We start from the raw sequence: 17,181 nt of genomic DNA, 5'->3' as shown, positions 1-17,181 counted from the left end.
CGCCCCTCATAACCACGAGCGCTCCCCGCCATCTCCTACATTTTCGAAACCAACTCGATTAGGCTCCAGCGCTGTGGCCAGCGGCTATGATCCATCCCACGGCCACACGGGCCAGCCATGGAGAAAAAAATGGGCAAGAAGAGCAAGGCGAACAACCCGGTCCCCGAAAAGACCGGGAAAATGAAGAACAAGGAATACGAAGAACACCTGAAGAAACTGACCATCGAACTGGTCAAGCTGCAGGAGTGGGTGGTGCACAAGGGGCTGAAGGTCTGCATCGTCTTCGAAGGCCGTGACGGCGCCGGCAAGGGCGGCACCATCAAGGCCATTACCGAGCGCGTCAGCCCGCGGGTGTTCCGCGTGGTGGCGTTGCCGGCGCCAACCGAGCGGGAAAAGTCGCAGCTCTATGCCCAGCGCTACCTCACCCACCTGCCGGCCGCAGGCGAGGTGGTGATCTTCGACCGCAGCTGGTACAACCGCGCCGGCGTCGAGCGGGTGATGGGTTTCTGCACCGAGGAGCAGGCCGACAAGTTCCTCGCCGTCACCCCGCTGTTCGAGCGGATGATGACCGAGTCGGGGATCATCCTGCTCAAGTTCTGGCTGGAGGTCAGCCCCGAAGAGCAGGCGCGCCGCCTGGGCGACCGTATCACCGACGGCCGCAAGATCTGGAAGCTGTCGCCGATGGACCTGAAGTCCTACACCCGTTGGGACGAGTACACCCGCGCCCGCGACCTGATGTTCGCTGCCACCGATTCGCCCTGGGCGCCCTGGTTCGTGGCGCGTTCGGAGGACAAGAAGCGTGTACGCCTGAACGTCATCAGCCACATCCTCAAGCACGTGCCGTACAAGGAAGTGCCACGCGACGAAGTGAAGCTGCCCAAGCGCGGCAGGATCGGCAAGTACAAGAGCCAGGACTACCCCTTCCACTACATCGACGAAGCCTTCTGAGCTCCGGGCTGGCGCCCGTGCGGTGCCAGCCCGCGGTCGGCACGCCGCACCCTCGCCTGCGTTGCTTTACGCCGCCTCATCTCTCCGTCGGGTTGCGCGCATGCCCCATGATCGATCCCGAAGCGGCTCTGGCCGGAGAAAGACTCACGTGGGCATGTTCAATCGAAACCGCCGAAAATCTTCGATTCGTCTATGCGAACAAAGCGGCTAGATTCATGACCATTGCGCGGGAAAACGCGCCAGCCTCGATGTGATCGCCAAGAACAGGATGCCCCCATGCAACTGATCGGAATGCTCGACTCCCCCTATGTCCGCCGTGTCGCCATCACCCTGCGTCTGCTGGACATCGAATTCCAGCATCGCCCGCTCTCGGTATTCAGCACCTACGAGGAGTTTCGCGGGATCAACCCGGTGGTCAAGGCACCGACGCTGATCCTCGAAGACGGTCAGGTGCTGATGGACTCCACCCTGATCATTGACCTGATCGAGCATGAAGCCGGACGCAGCCTGATGCCCGGCGAATCCACCGCGCGGGTGCGCGCCACCCGCCTGCTGGGACTGGCGCTGGCGGCGATGGAAAAGGCGGTGCAGCGTTACTACGAGCAGCAACGTCCGGAGGACAAGCAGCACATGCCCTGGCAAGGGCGCGTCGAGGAACAGCTGCACGCCGCCTGTGCCGCGCTGGAGCGCGAACTCACGGAACACCCGCTGCCGCGCGACGGGCGCCTCGATCAGGCCGGCCTGAGCATTGCCGTGGCCTGGACCTTCATCCAGCTGCTGCACGTCCAGTACATGCCGGCGGACACCTACCCCGCCCTGCACGACTGGACACTGCATGCCGAGTCGCTGGAGGCCTTCAAGGCCTTCCCGCCGGTGTGATCAGTCCTGCGGCAGCTCCTCATGGCGCTGCCGCGTCCAGCGCAGCAGGCCGAGGCAGATGACGAAGCCGCAGGCGGAAAGGCCGGCGGCGGCGAGGAAGGTCGACGCATAGCCGTGGTGGACGGCGATCAGCCCCATCAACGGACCGGCCACGCCCATCGCCAGATCGAAGAACAGCGCATAGGCCCCCAGCCCCGCGCTGCGGCTGCTGGCCGGAATGCGCAGCACTGCCTCCACGCCCAGCGACGGATAGACCAGCGACAGACCGCAACCGGTGAGGGCCGCCCCCAGCAGGGCGAAGCCCGGTCCTGGCGCCTGCCAGAGCAGCAGCAGGCCGCAGGCCTCCACCGCCAGGCAGACCACCGCGACCACGAAGCCGCCGAAGCGGTTGACCGTCCCCGAGAACAACAGCCGCGCGCCGATGAAGCAGACGCCGAACGCCGTCAGGCACCAGGCCGGATTGGCCCAGCCCTGGCTGCTGTAATACAGGGTGATGAAAGTGGCGAGGGTGCCGAAGCCGATGGAACCGAGCATCACGCACATCCCATAGGGCAGCACGCGGCCGAGCACGGCATGGAAGGCCATGCGCGTACCGGCGATGATCGGCACGGCCTGCCGGCCACGGGCGGCGAGCAGGCCCAGGACGGTGCACAGCAGGATGCTCGCGCCCAGGCTCCACAATCCCAGCGAAGCGGACAGGGTGACGCCCAGCGGCGCGCCGATGGCGATGCCGCCGTAGCTGACGATGCCGTTCCAGGAGATCACCTTGGCGGTGTTCTGCGTGCCGACCAGGGCAATGCCCCAACTGGCCGTGCCGATGCCCAGCAGCCCTTGCGCCAGGCCGAACAGCAGGCGGCTGCCCAGCAGCAGTATCAGGCTCAGCCAGCGCACGCTCTCCAGGCTGGTGGAGAGCAGCACCAGCAGCCCGCCGCTGCCGAGTACGCCCAGCCCATAGAGCACCGCGCGCTTGGCACCATGGGTGTCGGTCAGGTAGCCGGCCAGGGGGCGCGAGACCAGGGTGGCGAGGTACTGCAGGCTGATCACCACACCGGCGGTGACCGTGTCATAGCCCAGCCCCTCATGGACGAACCCCGGCAGTACCGGCAGCAGCAGGCCGATACTGAGGTAGAGGATCAGCGTGAAGGAAACGGTCGCGAGTATCTGCAGGGTGACGGAGGCAGTTCGCTGCTCGGGAGAGCTCATGGACAGGCCTGGCGGTGGGAGGGCTGCGCCCATCATTACGCGGCGTCGGGGAAATTGAAAGCTGGCTATCTATTCTCCGTGCACGCGGGCCGATCACCCGCTGGCATCGGGCAGATGCACCTATAGTTGTTGCAGCCACCCGCGTCCACGAACGCGTCCCCTGTTCTCATCGGGTTCACCGGAGGTCCCCATGGATACCAGCCCCCACACGCTCGGCGCACTGTTCAAGCAACTCGGCCTGCCCAATGGCCGCCAGGACATCGACGCCTTTCTCGGCAGCCACCGCCTGGCCGCGGGCCAGGCACTGCCGGATGCGCCGTTCTGGAGTCCCGCCCAGGCGGAGTTCCTGCGCGAAGCCCTGGAGGATGACTCGGACTGGGCCGAGGAAGTCGACGAACTGGCGGTGCGGCTGTCCGGCTGAGTCACTTCAGATAGGAGCGCAGCACGCCCATCACCTGCTCCAGGTCTTCCTGGCGCTCGGCTGTGGTGCGCTCCTCGGCGCCCAGGTGCTCGCGCAGGTGACCTTCCAGCACCTCGGCCATCAGGCCGTTCACCGCGCCGCGGATGGCGGCGATCTGCTGCAGGATAGCCGCACATTCGCTACCCGCTTCCAGCGCCCGCTCCAGCGCCTCGCTCTGCCCCTTGATGCGGCGCACCCGGGTCAGCAGCTTCTTCTGGTCCTTGATGGTATGTCCCACGTCAACACTCCAAAGTATACTGGGGTATAGTATCCAGGCATCTATTACGGACCATCATCATGCAGCACATGGCGCAGCCGCAAGACGGCCGGCACGATCACCAGTTCCACGAAGGCAATCCCCTGGCCGAACGCAACACCCTGCGGGCCGCGCTGCTGACCGTCGTGATGATGGTAGTGGAGATCGCCGGCGGCTGGATCTTCAACTCCATGGCACTGCTCGCCGACGGCTGGCACATGAGTTCCCATGCCCTGGCGCTGGGCCTGGCGTTCTTCGCCTATGTGGCGGCGCGGCGCTTCAAGGGCGATGCGCGCTTCGCCTTCGGCACCTTCAAGATCGAGGTGCTGGCCAGCTACACCAGCGCCATCCTGCTGCTGGGCGTGGCCGGGCTGATGCTGTTCGAATCGGTGGCGCGCCTGCTCGCCCCCACGCCGATCCACTACGAGCAGGCCATCGCCATCGCCGCGCTCGGCCTGCTGGTGAACCTGGTCTGCGCCTGGCTGCTGCGCGGCGAGCACCATCACCATGACCACCATGATCATGACCACCATCACCATGGGCACGACCATCATCACGACCATGGCCATGACCTCAACCTGCGTGCCGCCTACCTGCACGTGATCGCCGACGCCGCCACCTCGGTGGCCGCCATCGTCGCGCTGATCGGCGGCATGTTCTGGGGCGCGGCCTGGCTCGACCCGCTGATGGGCATCGTCGGCGCCGCGCTGGTGGCGGCCTGGTCGATCGGCCTGCTCAAGCAGAGCAGCCGGGTGCTGCTGGACGCGGAAATGAACGATCCGGTGGTGGAGGAAATCCGCGAGGTGGTCGCCGAACTGCCGCAGCCGGCGCGCATCACCGACCTGCACCTGTGGCGCGTGGGCAAGTCGCGCTACGCCTGCATCCTCAGCCTGGCCACCGCCGGCGACCTGACGCCCGAACTGGTGCGCCGGCGCCTGCAGGTGCACGAGGAACTGGTGCACGTTACGGTGGAGATCAACCCCGTCGCGGCCTGACACCGGAAGTCGCGCCGCTTTGACGACCGGCGCACGGCTGCGGCCTAATGCACGGCTTGTCGAACCCCGGTCGCCGCTTCCGATGTCCAGCTCCCGCTTCTCCGCCGCCCAGCAACGCGCCAGCACCCTGCACCTGCCCGCCGGCCCCTGGGCGACCGTGCTGGATTGCCTGTGCGCGCGCTTCCCGGCGATCAGCCGCGATACCTGGCTGGACCGCATGGCGCGCGGCAAGGTGCTGGACAGCGACGGCCAGCCCATCGGCCCGCAGCATCCCTATCGCGAAGCCTTGCGCATCCACTACTTCCGCGAAGTACCGCAGGAGACGCCGGTGCCGTTCCAGGAGTCGGTCCTGTACGCCGACGAGCACCTGGTGGTAGCGGACAAGCCGCATTTCCTGCCGGTGACGCCCTCCGGCCAGTATGTCGAGCAGACCCTGCTCGCGCGCCTGGCCAGGCGCCTGGACAACCCGCTGCTGGTGCCGCTGCACCGCATCGACCGGCTTACCGCCGGGCTGGTGCTGCTCTCCGCCAACCCCGACAGCCGCGCCGCCTACCAGGCGCTGTTCCGCGAGCGGCGCATCGACAAGATGTACGAGGCCATCGCCCCGGCACTGCCGCAGCTGGCGTTTCCCCAAGTGCGCAAATCGCGGATGGTGGATGGCGATCCGTTCATCCTGATGCAGGAAGTGGACGGCGCGCCCAACAGCGAAACGCGCATCGAGGTGCTGGAGCGGCGCGGCGCGCTATGGCGCTATGGCTTGCATCCGGTGACCGGCAAGCGCCACCAGTTGCGCATGCACATGTCGGCCCTCGGCGCGGCGCTGTGCTTCGACCCGCTCTACCCCACCCTGCCGCCACGCGACGAGCGCCCGCCGGAAGACTACGAGAAGCCGCTGAAGCTGCTGGCCCGCCGGCTGGACTTCATCGATCCGCTCACGGGCGAGCCGCGTCGCTTCGAAAGCCAGCTGGAGCTGTCCTGGCCTTCCATCAATTTCATCGATGGTCACCCTTAAGGCTATCCATTTCCGTCGATAGTGGCCCCGATGTTTTCATGGCTCCACCCAATGGAGAGAAAGCATCAGGAGCCGAACATGAGCTACAGCGCCAAGTCCTTTTCCGCCCTCGTCAACGCCCTGCTCGCCGATGGCATCACCCGCCCCGAGCAGATGGCTCGCCAGCCGTTCCGCAATGCCCAGGGCTACTGGTCCGCGGTGGCCAGGAAATGAACCGGTCCCGGCGTTTTTCGCCCGGCCTGCGGGTCGATGCAACGATCGTGGCCTACGCCCTGATCAGCGCCTGGCTGGTGTTTTCCGGCATCTGACCAAGCAGATGGGTTCGCGAGCAAGCTCGCTCCTACGAAAAGCACACCGAAGTTAGATCTGCCTGTAGGAGCGAGCTTGCTCGCGAACCTGCAGAAGCGTCAGACACGAAAAAGGGCAGCCCAAGGCTGCCCTTCCAGCAAATCACGCGGCACTGCCGCGCCCCATCCTCACTTCTTCAGACACGTACTCATGAACGCCTTGCGCTCGTCGCCCTTGAGGGCCTTGGCGGTCGCGTCGGCATTACAGGTCTTCATCTTCTCCTGCTGAGGCGTCATCGCCTTGGCATCACTCCCGGCCGAAAGGCATTTGCTCATGAACGCCTTGCGCTCATCGCCCTTGAGGGCCTTGGTGGTGGCATCGGCGTTACAGGTCTTCATCTTTTCCTGCTGCGCGGTCTGGGCGGCGGTAGCGGCGAAGCCCTGCACCGAAAACAGCAGAGCCAGTGCCAGCAGCGGAACGCGAACGGTGGTCATGGAGTGGTCTCCTGGGATGGTTTGCCTTCTCAGCGTAGCCTGCGCCCTCGCATTGGCGACTCCGGACAGCGTGGAACCCCGGGCAGAATCATGAATGGTGCAGGGGCCGTTGCTGCCCACCAGAATATTTAAGTTATATATAAATTCTAATTAATAATTTTTTGAAATAACAAAAATGACGCAGTATGGCGTTGCCCATTCATCCGGTACGCCAGGAAGCCTGCCATGTCGCTCTTGACCCTCCCCAATGCCCGCGAGCAAACCAAGTCGGTCCGCGCCACGGTGCTGGTGTTCAAGGATCCGCGCTCGCAGGAGTTGCTCAACCGGATCGAACGCCTCGCGCCCAGCGAGGCCAACGCCCTGATCATCGGCGAAACCGGCACCGGCAAGGAGCTGGTCGCCCGGCATATCCACAAGCTCAGCCGGCGCAGCGCCGCGCCCTTCGTCGCGGTGAACTGCGGCGCCTTCTCCGAGACGCTGGTGGAGAGCGAACTGTTCGGCCACGAGAAAGGCGCCTACACCGGCGCCACCAGCAGCAAGGCCGGCTGGTTCGAGGCCGCCAACGGCGGCACCCTGTTCCTCGACGAGATCGGCGACCTGCCGCTGAACATGCAGGTCAAGCTGCTGCGCGTGCTGCAGGAGCGCGAGGTGGTGCGCCTGGGTTCGCGCACACCGGTGCCGATCAACGTGCGGGTGGTCGCCGCGACCAACGTCAACCTGGCCGACGCAGTGGTCGCCGGACACTTCCGCGAGGACCTGTTCTACCGCCTGCACGTCGCCACCATTCGCCTGCCGCCGCTGCGCGAGCGCCCCGGCGACATCCTGCCGCTGGCCGAATTCTTCCTCGAAGAACACTGCCAGCGCCTGGGCTACAACCGCGCCTCCCTCAGCCCCGAAGCCGAACGCAAGCTGCTCGGCCACAGCTGGCCGGGCAACATCCGTGAATTGGAAAACGCCATCCACCATGCGCTGCTGGTATGCCGCAACCAGCAGGTGCAGCCGGGCGACCTGCAACTGGCCGAGCTGCCGTCGTCGCCGCGCCACGACCTGCTGCGCCAGGAGCACATCCCCCACGCCCTCGCCCCGCGCGTCGAGGCCACACTGGAGCAGGCACTGCTGGAGCTGTTCGAAAGCAACAAGCCCGACCTCTACGAGCACATCGAGGAAGTGCTGTTCCGCACCGCCTACCACTTCTGCCATGGTAACCAGCTGCAGACCGGCCGCCTGCTGGGCATCAGCCGCAACATCGTCCGCGCGCGGCTGGAGAAGATCGGCGAGCTGAATCTCAGCCGCACCGCCTGAGCCCTCCCGCAACCCGCGCCGTTACTGCCCTGACGCCGTCCGTCGGCAGTATCGGCGCGAGTCCCCCTCGCGAAAGGTTATAATCCGCGCCGTTTCCGGTCCTCCCGGCTATGTAACGCCCAGCGTCTACACTGCCTGGAGCGGCGTCCAGGCAGGGCGTCCGCCGGCAACGAATTCTCTCTGTCATCAGGACACATCGTGACCAAAGACGAACTGCGCGCGGAACTGGAGCGCCAGGAGCAACGCTACAAGGATGTATACGGCGGCGAAGTCACTCTCTATGCCGCCCAGCCGGACCCCGAACGAAAGCCGTGGCGCAAGCGCCGCAACCTGCTCGACCAGGCCTTCGACCGGGAGCTGGAAAAGATCGAAGAACAACGACTGAAAAAGGAACAGGAAGCCGCTTCCCCTAAACCGTAGGTCCGGGTACGAAGGTTCCTCCGCCAGGCCGGCCAGGCAGACTTTTTGCCGCAGCTTGCGGGTGGGATGGGCTCCGTGGGGGAGTCCGGTACTGACCTCAAACATTCATCAGATGGGCCGGCGGCCCGGCGTGGAAGCATTGCAAGTTTTTTCCACCCTGTCTGAAAGCAGCGTGCGGCGTGGCGTCGCGCGAATTCGAGAAACCGTTTCAGGCTAAATACGGTACTCATTGCTTCTGGCATAATCGCCGCCCCGTCTCCGACCGGTCATAGAAATTTCATGTTCGATCTCTTCAGCGGACTCGATATCTGGGTAGGTGTCAGCCTGGTTCTGGCACTGGCGTTCGTACTCGCCTTCGAGTTCATCAACGGCTTCCACGACACCGCCAACGCGGTGGCCACGGTCATCTACACCAAGGCCATGTCGCCCTACCGCGCGGTGATCCTCTCCGGCATCTTCAACTTCCTCGGCGTATTGCTCGGTGGCGTCGGCGTCGCCTACGCGATCGTCCACCTGCTGCCGGTGGAACTGCTGATCAACGTGAACACCGGCCACGGCCTGGTCATGGTGTTCTCGCTGCTCGCCGCCGCCATCACCTGGAACCTCGGCACCTGGTACTTCGGCATCCCCGCCTCCAGCTCGCACACCCTGATCGGCTCGATCCTCGGTGTGGGCCTGGCCAACGCGCTGCTCACCGACATACCGCTGGCCGACGGGATCAACTGGGGCAAGGCGATCGACATCGGCCTGTCGCTGATCTTCTCGCCGCTGGCCGGCTTCCTGGTCGCCGCCGCGCTGCTGATCGGCCTGAAGTGGATGTATCCGCTGTCGAAGATGCACAAGACCCCGGAAACCCGCCGCGACGTCGACGAGAAGAAGCATCCGCCGTTCTGGAACCGCCTGGTGCTGGTGATCTCCGCCATGACCGTGAGCTTCGTGCACGGCTCCAACGACGGCCAGAAAGGCATCGGCCTGATCATGCTGGTGCTGATCGGCATCGTGCCGGCCCAGTTCGTTCTCGACCTGAACAGCACCACCTACCAGATCGAGCGTACCCGTGACGCCGCCACCCACCTGCAGCAGTTCTACCAGCGCCACTCCGAGACCCTCGGCGAGATGCTGGCCCTGGGCAAGGCCAATGAGGCCGACATGCCGGACCTGTACCGCTGCGAGCCGAAGCAGACCGAAGCCACCCTCAATGGCCTGCTGACCGACCTGCGCGGCGTTTCCAGCTACACCGACCTGAGCAACGATGCCCGCGTACAGGTACGCCGCTACCTGCTGTGCCTGGACGACACCGCGAAGAAGGTCGGCAAGCTGTCCGAGCTGCCGGCCCGCGAGAAGGCGGACCTGGAGAAGCTGCGCAAGGACCTGACCAGCACCACCGAATACGCACCGTTCTGGGTGATCATCGCCGTCGCCCTGGCCCTGGGTATCGGTACGATGGTCGGCTGGAAGCGCGTGGTACTCACCGTCGGCGAGAAGATCGGCAAGCAGGGCATGACCTACGCCCAGGGCATCAGCGCCCAGCTCACCGCCACCGCCGCCATCGGCCTGGCCAACATCTACAGCCTGCCGGTTTCCACCACCCACGTGCTGTCCTCGGGTGTGGCCGGCACCATGGTGGCCAACCGCAGCGGCCTGCAAGGCAGCACGGTACGCAACATCATCATGGCCTGGGTGCTCACCCTGCCCGCCTCGATGGGTCTGGCCGCCGGTCTGTTCTGGCTCACCTCGAAGCTCATCTGAGCCGGGCCCGCCCCCAGGAAGAACGCCTGCATCCGCAGGCGTTTTTTTTGCGTTTTCGTAGGAGCGAGCTTGCTCGCGAACGATGTTTTCCAATGGTTCCGATGCTCGGACGGTTCGCGAGCAAGCTCGCTCCTACAGGGCAGTCCTACCTATCCGGCGCAACGGGTGCCGATCGCTCAGTCGGCCGCCGGCCGCAGCGGCAAGCGCACCCGGAAGCGCGCCCCGCCCTTGTGGTTGTCCACCGACAGGCTGCCGCCCATGTTGCGGATCAGGTCATGGCTCACCGACAACCCCAGGCCCGTGCCCTTGCCGATCGGCTTGGTGGTGAAGAACGGCTCGAAGATCCGCTCCATCAGGGCTTCATCGATGCCGCCGGCGTTATCCCGCACATGCAGCTCGACCCATCCCGCATCGGCACAGGGCTCCTGCGACAGGCCGATCCAGCGCGCGCCCTCGCCGTCCCGCCCGAGCAGCGCATCGCGCGCGTTGGCCAGCAGGTTGATCAGCACCTGCTCCAGCTGATCGGCGAAGCCATGGACCACCACCCGCTGCGGCGGTGGCCGGCACTCCAGCAGGATGCCCTGCTGCGTCAGGCTCTCGCCCAGTAGCTCCAGCGCGCCTTCGCAGGCCGCGAAGGGATCGAAGGACGACATCTCCAGCTCGGAGGTGCGGCTGAACACGCCCATGTGGGCGACCACTCGGGACAGGCGGTCGATCTGCGCGTCCGCGCGCTCGATCTTGTCCTTCAGGTAGTCGGCGTCGGCCAGGCGCTGACGGGCGTTGTACAGCGCCATGCGCATCACGTGCAGGGGCTGCTTCATCTCGTGGGTCATGCCGCTGACCATCTCGCCCAGGCTGGCCATCTTCGCGCCCTGCGCCAGCTGCTGCTGGGCACGGCGCACGGCGGTGTTGTCGCGCCCGACCGCCTGCACCTCCAGCAACTGCCCGTCGGCGTCCAGCAAGGGGCGGTCCGCCCAGACCAGCCAGAGGTTGCGCTGGCCGGGCAGCGAGAAGCGCAATTCCCAGGAGTCGTCACTGGTCGCCTGCGCCCCGCCGACCAGGCGGGCGCGCAGAGCGCTGCAATCCTGGGCGGACAACCACTCGTCCAGGCGCCGGCCCAGCAGCGCCTCCACCGGCTCGCCCAGCACCTGGGCGAAGGTGTGGTTGATGAAGGTCAGGGTGAGGTCCGGGGCGTAACGGCAGATCAGCGCCGGCGAGTCCTCCACCAGCACCCGGTAGCGCTCTTCGCTTTCGGCGATCTGCAGCGCCGCCAGATGCTGCTCGGTGACGTCCAGCCAGAGGCCAACCGCCTCCTGCGGGATGCCCTGGATATCGCGCAGCAGCTTGGCCTCGTCGTACAACCAGTGCCACTCGCCGGCGGCATCGCGCAGGCGGTATTCGGTACGCACCCTGCCCTCGCGCAACAACTCGCGACCACGGGCGAGGAAGATCTCCAGGTCCTCCGGGTGCACCCGTTCGGCCAGCGCCTGCCAGTTCTGCCCCTGCAGGTCGAGACCCAGCAGGTTGCCGGCGCTCTCGCTGTAGAACTCGGGAATCAGGTGCCCTTCCTCCACCCGCTGCACATAGATCACCACCGGCGCACTGTCGATCAGGTTGCGCAGCCGGGCATGGGCCGCCAACGCCTGCTCCTCCTGCTGCTTGCCCTCGCTGATGTCCAGCAGCACGCCATCCATCATCTGGTCGCCGGCCCGCGCCTGCATCCGGCCTTGCAGGCGCAGCCAGCGGCGCGCCTGCGCAGGCGCCTGGCCGCGCAGGCGCAGGTCCTGCACCAGGCGAGCGCCGGGCTGCAGGTTGCGCAGACGCAGGCGAAGCTCATCGGCGTCGGCCGGGTGCAGCATGGCCAGCAGGTCGGCCAGGGCCAGTTCACCCTGCCCGGCGCCGAGCCCCAGGCATGCCGCCACGGCCGGCGACAGCTCGAACACCTCGTCCTCCAGGCGCATCCGCCACCAGCCACCGCCGACCATGTCCTGCAAAAGGCTCAGACGCCGACTGCTGTCGCGCAGGCTGTGCAGCTCGGAACGTTCATGCACCAGGTTGGCGAGGATTTCCGCCAGGTACTGCCAGTCGCTGGGCGTCGGCCCCTGGGGGGCGCCGCCCGGCCCCGCGGGCTCGGCCAGCAGCCCGGCCAGGCGTCCGCCACGGACCGGCGCCGGCACCAGGTACAGGCAGTCGCAGCAGAGCGTCCGCAACAGTTCGGAATGACCCGCGCCCGCCTCCAGCAGGTAGGCGCCGGAGGCCTGTCGCAGTTCGCCATCGGGCAGCGTCAGGCCCTCGCGCATCAGGCTGTCGAACCCCGGCTGGACGTGGCAGGCGAAGACCTTCAGCACGCTGTCGACCGATTCCAGCAGCAACGCCATGGAGCGCATCTGGAAGGCGCCACAGAAGGACTCCAGCACCTCGCCCACCGCATCGCCCAGGCGCCGCTGCGAGCTGTGCCGCAAGCGCGCCAGCAGCAACTTGCTGAGGTTCAGGCATTGCAGCTTGTGCTGCTGGCTGTCGGACTGCCAGTTCAGGTCGGAGATATCGGTGCCCAGCAACAGGCAGTGCTCGTCGGCCTGCAACACCGCCTGGAAACGGCACACCAGCGGCAGGTCGCCGCTGCTGCGCAGCACCAGATCGACCCGCTCGCCGCCACGCAACCCCGTCAGCGGCATGCTGCCGGGCACGCGGCGCTCCAGGTAGTCGCCCAGCGCCGGCGCCTCCGTGCCGTCGGAGGGCGTCAGCAGCCGGTGCACCTGCCGGCCTCCACGGGCCACCACCCGGTCGCGGCCGTCCAGCTCCAGCCAGATGTCCCAGTGCGCCGCGGCAGTCGTCGGCGCCACCGCCTCGGCCGTCAACGCCGGACGCTGCCGTGCGGCCAGGGGACGATTGGGCGCAGGCTCCGGCGGCTCGTCATCCTGCGAGCCGGTCAGCGAGCGGAAGAAATCGAACATGGCGATCCTTAGAACAACAGGCTGGCCTGGCCCTTGAGAACGTCTGGCAGATGCGGGATGGTACCGATGCCCGGCAAGGTGAGCAGCGGCACGATGGGCGAAGCCGTGTAGGGATAGCTGACACACACGTTGATACGGGTGTAGACGCGCTCCTCTTCGCCTATCGTCTCGGTGGGCAGCGGTGCATCCTCCAGGTACGAGCCGCCATAGCAGCCCTGGTGCCAGGCATCCGGCATCCAGGCCAGGCGCTTGTCCACCTCATCCGTCACCACCTGATGCAACAGGGTTTCATAATTGTCGGCCTGCGGATTGACCGAAATGGCAATGCGCGCCCCTGACGCGGCGGCGTCATTGAAGGCCTGCAGCATCAAGAGTGGCACGCAATAACCGAGCAAACCGTAGAGCACCGCGAAGAACAGCACGAAAACCCCAGCGAACTCGATCGCCACCGCTCCGCGTTGCATCTGAAAACTGCCGAATCCTTTCATCCGCGGCACTCCTCGAATAACTTCGATAATCGATGGGTCGCTCAGGTTTTCGATATTTGATTGACCGTTCAGTTAGTCGGCTGCGCGAAAGAATCCTGAAGAAACTTATGGCGAAGTCCGGCACTGATTGATTAATACTAGATGCTGCTGGCGAAGAGACATTCCCGCCATAAGGCATTAATTCTTTCGTGTGAACAGGGACGCTTCCGATGCTGGTCAAACTCCTGCTGCTGGGCTGGTTCGCGGTGTGTGCCTACCAGGACCTGACACGCCTGCGCGTGAGCAACCTGCTGACCCTGGGCGGTGCCCTGATCGCTGCGGCCTTCCTGCTGATCACTGGCCACACGCTGACCGGCCACTCGCCGCCGGCCGCCCTGGCGGCAACCCTCCTGGCACTGGTGCTGAGCGTGCCGGGCTACCTGCTGGGCAAACTGGGCGCCGCCGACGTCAAGGCCCTGGTCGCCCTCGCCCTCGCCAGCGATCCGCTTTTGCTGCTCTACGTGCTCGCACTGGCGAGCCTGATCAGCCTGGCACTGATGTTCGCCAGCAAACTTATGATGGGTTCGGATTGGCTCAAGATTAATTACCAAACGCAATTAGCGAGACTGTTACCTTCAAGATCCAAGTCGTTCCCCTTTATATTCTCCCTGTTCGCCGGACTGTTGGCGTATATCCCTTTTTCCCACTGAACAATTTCTTCACATGGCGGCCCCCGGACTTAACGACTATATGCTATGGGTTAATACCATCCGTCACCTGATGTAGAAGCCGGCTACGGAAATCCAAAAGCCGGACGACAAGAACAATGTGTTTTGCCTTTGCAAGGAGCGTGCAGTCATGGACAAACCGGCCAATCGGCGCTTCAGCGTGCTGGTCATCGACGATGAACCCCAGGTCACCGCCGAACTTTCCGAACTTCTGGAAAACAGCGGCTACCGCTGCGTCATCAGCGACAGCAAGGACAGCGCTCTGCAGAAGTTTCGCGACGACAGCGCGATCGGGCTGGTGATCTGCGACCTGGGCCTGGGGCGGGACAACGGCATCCGCGTGGTCGAGGCGCTCAAGGAGATCGCCGGCGGCGGGCGCTTCTTCGAAACCATCATCCTCACCGGCCAGCAGGGCAGCCAGGAAGTGATCGAAGCGATGCGCGTCGGCGTCGCCGACTACTACCAGAAGCCGGTCGCGCCGCTGGACCTGCTCAATGGTCTGGAACGCCTGGAAGCGCGCCTGCACGAGCGCATCCGCAGTCAGCTCAGCCTGAGCCATGTGAACCAGCGCCTGGAGTACCTGGCCGAGTCGCTCAACTCGATCTCGCGGGATATCCACAAGATCAAGTACGAGGTACATGGCGGCGGACAGCCGTCCAGCGTCCTCAAGCAGGAGCAGCCCGAAGCGCCGGAACGCCAGGCGAACAATGCCGAACAGATCGCGCCGGTGGTGAACAACCCGCTGTTCAACAAGCTCTCGCCGCGCCAGCAAGCGGTGGCGCGGCTGGTCAGCAAGGGCCTGACCAACTACCAGATCGCCTACGATCTGGGCATTACCGAAAACACCGTGAAACTCTACGTGTCCCAGGTGCTACGGCTGATGCACATGCACAACCGCACCCAGCTGGCCCTGGCGCTCTCCCCCAGCGCGTCGCACAGCAGCGCGGTGCACTGAACGCGACACGAACCTTCAGATCAGTAGATCCGTGCCACTGGTCTGGAGGTCGATCAGGCGCACGTCAATGGTTCCCAGACCTACACCCAGAAGCTGCAGCAACGGGTCCAAGACCATGCTTCCCAGTGCGGAGATGGCCGGAACCAGAAGCTGGAGCACATCTGTGACCAGCCACGCCAGCGGTACCTTTGCACCGGCCAGATACGTCGTCACCTCCAGGGACGAGCTGAGGTCACTCAAGGCATTGCTCAGCGAGTCGCTCAACTTGCTCGTGGCAGTCTGAGGCTGACTCGGCAAGTCGGAGGGTTGCGTGACCGTATAGGTCAGGGTTTCGGCATCCACACCCCCTACGACCGCTTTGCCAGACACGTCAGCCTCCGCGAGCCCCATTCCCAGGCCCAACACTTTCAATACGGTGACCTTGATCGGAGTGATTGGAGTCCCCGATTGCAGGTTGGAGAAAGTCCCCAGATACAGCTGAGCAATCCCCGGAAACGCCTGGACGGTGACATTCACCGGTTTCCCCACGCCTGCGCAGGCAATGCTGTCCAGCGCCGCCGTTCCCTGCGCCACATCCAGCGCCAGTCCCAGGTCGATGCTGAGCACCGCCGGCAGACTCACGGTACCCGTGACGTTGGCACGCAGCGCGGCCGTGCGGACCTGCGTACGCCACTGGCCGTTGCTGTCCTTGCCGGGGTAGCCGAAGGCGATCTGCGGCGGCTCGACGATCCAGAGCTGGATCTTGGCCGAAGCCAGGCCACCGAGATTCACACCGGTGTTCAGGGTTACGGCATGCTGCCGGTTGGCGACGAAGGCCAGTGCAGTGATCAGATCGAGGGCATTCACCGAGCCCTTCAGCGCCTGGTCCCGCACCGAGGTGGGAGCATCGACCGATAGCACGCTGCCCAACGTGACGGCAGCTGACTTGACACCAGCCCCGAGCAATTGCTGTCCCAATACCCCGGTATCCAGGTTGGCGACCTGCGAAGGATCGATGGCATTGACGGTCGCCCCCAGCAACTGGGCGAGGCTGGCCTGCGCACCCAGCAAGGAATCCACGGAGCCGGCGGCCACGTTGACGCCTAGGGCACGCATCTGGTCCGAGAGCCCGAGCAGGTCGACATTGGCATTGGCCAACCCACGGTAGCCCACCGCATTCAGCGAGAGGTTGCTGCCCAGCAGCGCATTGAGCAGGTTATTGAGCAACCCGGCCTGCTGGTCGTCGAGTGTGGCCAGGGTAGTCCCTGCCGATATTCCAGCCATCGCCGTGCGGCGCGCTACCGCCTCGGCGCTGAGGCGGGTTTCCGCCTTCGCGCCGCTGAATAGGCTGGCGACATTGAGTATCAGGCTGGAGGGAACGGTACGGGCGACATCGACCTTCACCGAGTCCAGGTCTGCGCCGCCCTCCGTGAAGACACGGCGCGCCTTGTCACCATACTCATCATCGAAAGTAATGCTGCCCACCTTCGTAACCAGATCATCCGCAGAGGCGGGCACAAAGCCGTTCGCAGCCGCACTGGAGAGAGCAAAGTCCCGGGGGTTGGTTCCTTGCCCATTGGTACTTTGCGGAGGGGCGCACATCCCACTCTGCCCAGCCGCCTCCAATGCCGCCATGTCGGCGACCCGCTGCAATTTGCGCTGCTCGTAGTACAGGCGCCCGGTGTCGATCACCAGCGCCAGGCAAACCAGCGCCAGCAGCAGCGTTCCCGCCGCCATGATGCCGATCGCGCCCCGTTGCCGTTCGCGTCCCATGATCCGCTCCCGAAGAATCAATTCTTCCCGGTGCTGAAATCGTTGTTGTCGTCGAGCAGGTATTCGGGTATTTCGCGGGTATAGCTCTTCAGGTAGCGCTGGTAGGCGCGGTCACGCTCAGCCGCCGTGGCGCTCTGTGGGTAGGGCGATGCGGCGCGCCCGCTGCGCTGCAGGTCCAGCCAGGTCAGCACCTCCTGTTGATCGCGCTCGACGGTGCCGGGTTGTGCCGCCGGAGCCTCCACCGCCTGCGTCAGCAACGGAGCGGCCAGCAGCGTGCCGGCAAAAATCCATGCCTTCATCCTCCTCCTCCTCGCCCGCC

18 protein-coding genes are annotated in these 17,181 nt (G+C 65.1%); 11 read left to right on the top strand and 7 right to left on the bottom strand.

Annotation, left to right across the window (positions count from 1 at the left end):
• Window positions 1–129: 129 nt before the first annotated feature.
• On the top strand, window positions 130–948 hold the full coding sequence (gene ppk2, locus ACAW63_RS10675) for a polyphosphate kinase 2 (RefSeq protein WP_371233541.1): 819 nt from the start codon (window positions 130–132) through the stop codon (window positions 946–948).
• Between the two features lie 276 nt (window positions 949–1,224).
• Window positions 1,225–1,827 carry a glutathione S-transferase family protein gene (locus ACAW63_RS10670; RefSeq protein WP_371233539.1) on the top strand — a complete coding sequence of 201 codons (603 nt, stop codon included), beginning with the start codon at window positions 1,225–1,227 and terminating at the stop codon, window positions 1,825–1,827.
• Here ACAW63_RS10670 and ACAW63_RS10665 read toward each other — a convergent pair whose 3' ends face one another.
• Window positions 1,828–3,030, bottom strand: coding sequence for an MFS transporter (locus ACAW63_RS10665; RefSeq protein ID WP_371233536.1), 1,203 nt, complete (start codon window positions 3,028–3,030; stop codon window positions 1,828–1,830).
• A gap of 190 nt (window positions 3,031–3,220) precedes the next feature.
• Here ACAW63_RS10665 and ACAW63_RS10660 point away from each other — a divergent pair, with 190 nt between their 5' ends.
• Window positions 3,221–3,451, top strand: a complete 231-nt coding sequence (locus tag ACAW63_RS10660) for a DUF2789 domain-containing protein (protein WP_275610447.1) — start codon at window positions 3,221–3,223, stop codon at window positions 3,449–3,451.
• 1 nt (window position 3,452) lies between these two features.
• Here ACAW63_RS10660 and ACAW63_RS10655 read toward each other — a convergent pair whose 3' ends face one another.
• The gene (locus ACAW63_RS10655) at window positions 3,453–3,728 is read right to left on the bottom strand and encodes a metal/formaldehyde-sensitive transcriptional repressor (protein WP_371233533.1); all 276 of its coding nucleotides are present in this window, start codon (window positions 3,726–3,728) and stop codon (window positions 3,453–3,455) included.
• Between the two features lie 59 nt (window positions 3,729–3,787).
• Between ACAW63_RS10655 and dmeF the strand changes: the two genes are divergently transcribed.
• From dmeF to ACAW63_RS10640, 3 genes are all read left to right on the top strand, one after another.
• Entirely contained in the window at window positions 3,788–4,741 is a 954-nt protein-coding gene (gene dmeF / locus ACAW63_RS10650; RefSeq protein WP_371233531.1) for a CDF family Co(II)/Ni(II) efflux transporter DmeF, read from the top strand.
• Window positions 4,742–4,823: 82 nt separating this feature from the next.
• Entirely contained in the window at window positions 4,824–5,753 is a 930-nt protein-coding gene (locus tag ACAW63_RS10645; RefSeq protein WP_371233529.1) for a pseudouridine synthase, read from the top strand.
• A gap of 78 nt (window positions 5,754–5,831) precedes the next feature.
• Window positions 5,832–5,966 (top strand): hypothetical protein, encoded by a 135-nt coding sequence (locus ACAW63_RS10640; protein ID WP_275610443.1) that lies wholly within the window; start codon window positions 5,832–5,834, stop codon window positions 5,964–5,966.
• Window positions 5,967–6,229: 263 nt separating this feature from the next.
• Here the strand turns inward: ACAW63_RS10640 and ACAW63_RS10635 are convergent, their stop codons facing one another.
• On the bottom strand, window positions 6,230–6,535 hold the full coding sequence (locus ACAW63_RS10635; RefSeq protein WP_371233527.1) for a PsiF family protein: 306 nt from the start codon (window positions 6,533–6,535) through the stop codon (window positions 6,230–6,232).
• 225 nt (window positions 6,536–6,760) lie between these two features.
• Here ACAW63_RS10635 and ACAW63_RS10630 point away from each other — a divergent pair, with 225 nt between their 5' ends.
• The 3 genes from ACAW63_RS10630 (at window position 6,761) to ACAW63_RS10620 (ending at window position 10,006) form a co-directional block, all read left to right on the top strand.
• On the top strand, window positions 6,761–7,837 hold the full coding sequence (locus ACAW63_RS10630) for a sigma-54 interaction domain-containing protein (RefSeq protein WP_371233525.1): 1,077 nt from the start codon (window positions 6,761–6,763) through the stop codon (window positions 7,835–7,837).
• 198 nt (window positions 7,838–8,035) lie between these two features.
• The gene (locus tag ACAW63_RS10625; protein WP_371233523.1) at window positions 8,036–8,257 is read left to right on the top strand and encodes a hypothetical protein; all 222 of its coding nucleotides are present in this window, start codon (window positions 8,036–8,038) and stop codon (window positions 8,255–8,257) included.
• Between the two features lie 279 nt (window positions 8,258–8,536).
• Window positions 8,537–10,006 carry an inorganic phosphate transporter gene (locus ACAW63_RS10620; protein WP_275610439.1) on the top strand — a complete coding sequence of 490 codons (1,470 nt, stop codon included), beginning with the start codon at window positions 8,537–8,539 and terminating at the stop codon, window positions 10,004–10,006.
• Between the two features lie 176 nt (window positions 10,007–10,182).
• Here ACAW63_RS10620 and ACAW63_RS10615 read toward each other — a convergent pair whose 3' ends face one another.
• Both ACAW63_RS10615 and ACAW63_RS10610 read right to left on the bottom strand, forming a co-directional pair.
• Window positions 10,183–12,960, bottom strand: a complete 2,778-nt coding sequence (locus tag ACAW63_RS10615) for an ATP-binding protein (protein WP_371233521.1) — start codon at window positions 12,958–12,960, stop codon at window positions 10,183–10,185.
• A gap of 8 nt (window positions 12,961–12,968) precedes the next feature.
• The gene (locus ACAW63_RS10610) at window positions 12,969–13,448 is read right to left on the bottom strand and encodes a TadE/TadG family type IV pilus assembly protein (RefSeq protein WP_371233519.1); all 480 of its coding nucleotides are present in this window, start codon (window positions 13,446–13,448) and stop codon (window positions 12,969–12,971) included.
• A gap of 209 nt (window positions 13,449–13,657) precedes the next feature.
• Here ACAW63_RS10610 and ACAW63_RS10605 point away from each other — a divergent pair, with 209 nt between their 5' ends.
• Together ACAW63_RS10605 and ACAW63_RS10600 are read left to right on the top strand one after the other, a co-directional pair.
• Window positions 13,658–14,137 carry a prepilin peptidase gene (locus tag ACAW63_RS10605; RefSeq protein WP_371233517.1) on the top strand — a complete coding sequence of 160 codons (480 nt, stop codon included), beginning with the start codon at window positions 13,658–13,660 and terminating at the stop codon, window positions 14,135–14,137.
• Between the two features lie 148 nt (window positions 14,138–14,285).
• Window positions 14,286–15,110: a response regulator transcription factor gene (locus ACAW63_RS10600; protein WP_371233516.1), complete on the top strand. Its 825-nt coding sequence runs from the start codon at window positions 14,286–14,288 to the stop codon at window positions 15,108–15,110.
• Window positions 15,111–15,125: 15 nt separating this feature from the next.
• Here the strand turns inward: ACAW63_RS10600 and ACAW63_RS10595 are convergent, their stop codons facing one another.
• Complete coding sequence (locus tag ACAW63_RS10595) at window positions 15,126–16,862, bottom strand: pilus assembly protein TadG-related protein (protein WP_371233515.1); 1,737 nt, start codon at window positions 16,860–16,862, stop codon at window positions 15,126–15,128.
• A gap of 17 nt (window positions 16,863–16,879) precedes the next feature.
• On the bottom strand, window positions 16,880–17,161 hold the full coding sequence (locus ACAW63_RS10590) for a DUF3613 domain-containing protein (RefSeq protein WP_371233513.1): 282 nt from the start codon (window positions 17,159–17,161) through the stop codon (window positions 16,880–16,882).
• Between the last annotated feature and the right edge of the window lie 20 nt (window positions 17,162–17,181).

Origin of the sequence: Pseudomonas sp. QE6 (genome assembly GCF_041379005.1) — a bacterium.
GTDB lineage: Bacteria > Pseudomonadota > Gammaproteobacteria > Pseudomonadales > Pseudomonadaceae > Pseudomonas.
This window is presented reverse-complemented; position numbering and strand designations above follow the sequence as displayed.

Coding starts and splice junctions, on each gene's coding strand:
- ACAW63_RS10620 (WP_275610439.1), top strand. CDS start 8,537: ATGTTCGATCTCTTCAGCGGACTCGATATCTGGGTAGGTGTCAGCCTG.
- ACAW63_RS10645 (WP_371233529.1), top strand. CDS start 4,824: ATGTCCAGCTCCCGCTTCTCCGCCGCCCAGCAACGCGCCAGCACCCTG.
- ACAW63_RS10665 (WP_371233536.1), bottom strand. CDS start 3,030: ATGAGCTCTCCCGAGCAGCGAACTGCCTCCGTCACCCTGCAGATACTC.
- ACAW63_RS10605 (WP_371233517.1), top strand. CDS start 13,658: ATGCTGGTCAAACTCCTGCTGCTGGGCTGGTTCGCGGTGTGTGCCTAC.
- ACAW63_RS10635 (WP_371233527.1), bottom strand. CDS start 6,535: ATGACCACCGTTCGCGTTCCGCTGCTGGCACTGGCTCTGCTGTTTTCG.
- ACAW63_RS10640 (WP_275610443.1), top strand. CDS start 5,832: ATGAGCTACAGCGCCAAGTCCTTTTCCGCCCTCGTCAACGCCCTGCTC.
- dmeF (WP_371233531.1), top strand. CDS start 3,788: ATGCAGCACATGGCGCAGCCGCAAGACGGCCGGCACGATCACCAGTTC.
- ACAW63_RS10660 (WP_275610447.1), top strand. CDS start 3,221: ATGGATACCAGCCCCCACACGCTCGGCGCACTGTTCAAGCAACTCGGC.
- ACAW63_RS10590 (WP_371233513.1), bottom strand. CDS start 17,161: ATGAAGGCATGGATTTTTGCCGGCACGCTGCTGGCCGCTCCGTTGCTG.
- ACAW63_RS10670 (WP_371233539.1), top strand. CDS start 1,225: ATGCAACTGATCGGAATGCTCGACTCCCCCTATGTCCGCCGTGTCGCC.
- ACAW63_RS10615 (WP_371233521.1), bottom strand. CDS start 12,960: ATGTTCGATTTCTTCCGCTCGCTGACCGGCTCGCAGGATGACGAGCCG.
- ACAW63_RS10595 (WP_371233515.1), bottom strand. CDS start 16,862: ATGGGACGCGAACGGCAACGGGGCGCGATCGGCATCATGGCGGCGGGA.
- ACAW63_RS10610 (WP_371233519.1), bottom strand. CDS start 13,448: ATGAAAGGATTCGGCAGTTTTCAGATGCAACGCGGAGCGGTGGCGATC.
- ACAW63_RS10630 (WP_371233525.1), top strand. CDS start 6,761: ATGTCGCTCTTGACCCTCCCCAATGCCCGCGAGCAAACCAAGTCGGTC.
- ppk2 (WP_371233541.1), top strand. CDS start 130: ATGGGCAAGAAGAGCAAGGCGAACAACCCGGTCCCCGAAAAGACCGGG.
- ACAW63_RS10600 (WP_371233516.1), top strand. CDS start 14,286: ATGGACAAACCGGCCAATCGGCGCTTCAGCGTGCTGGTCATCGACGAT.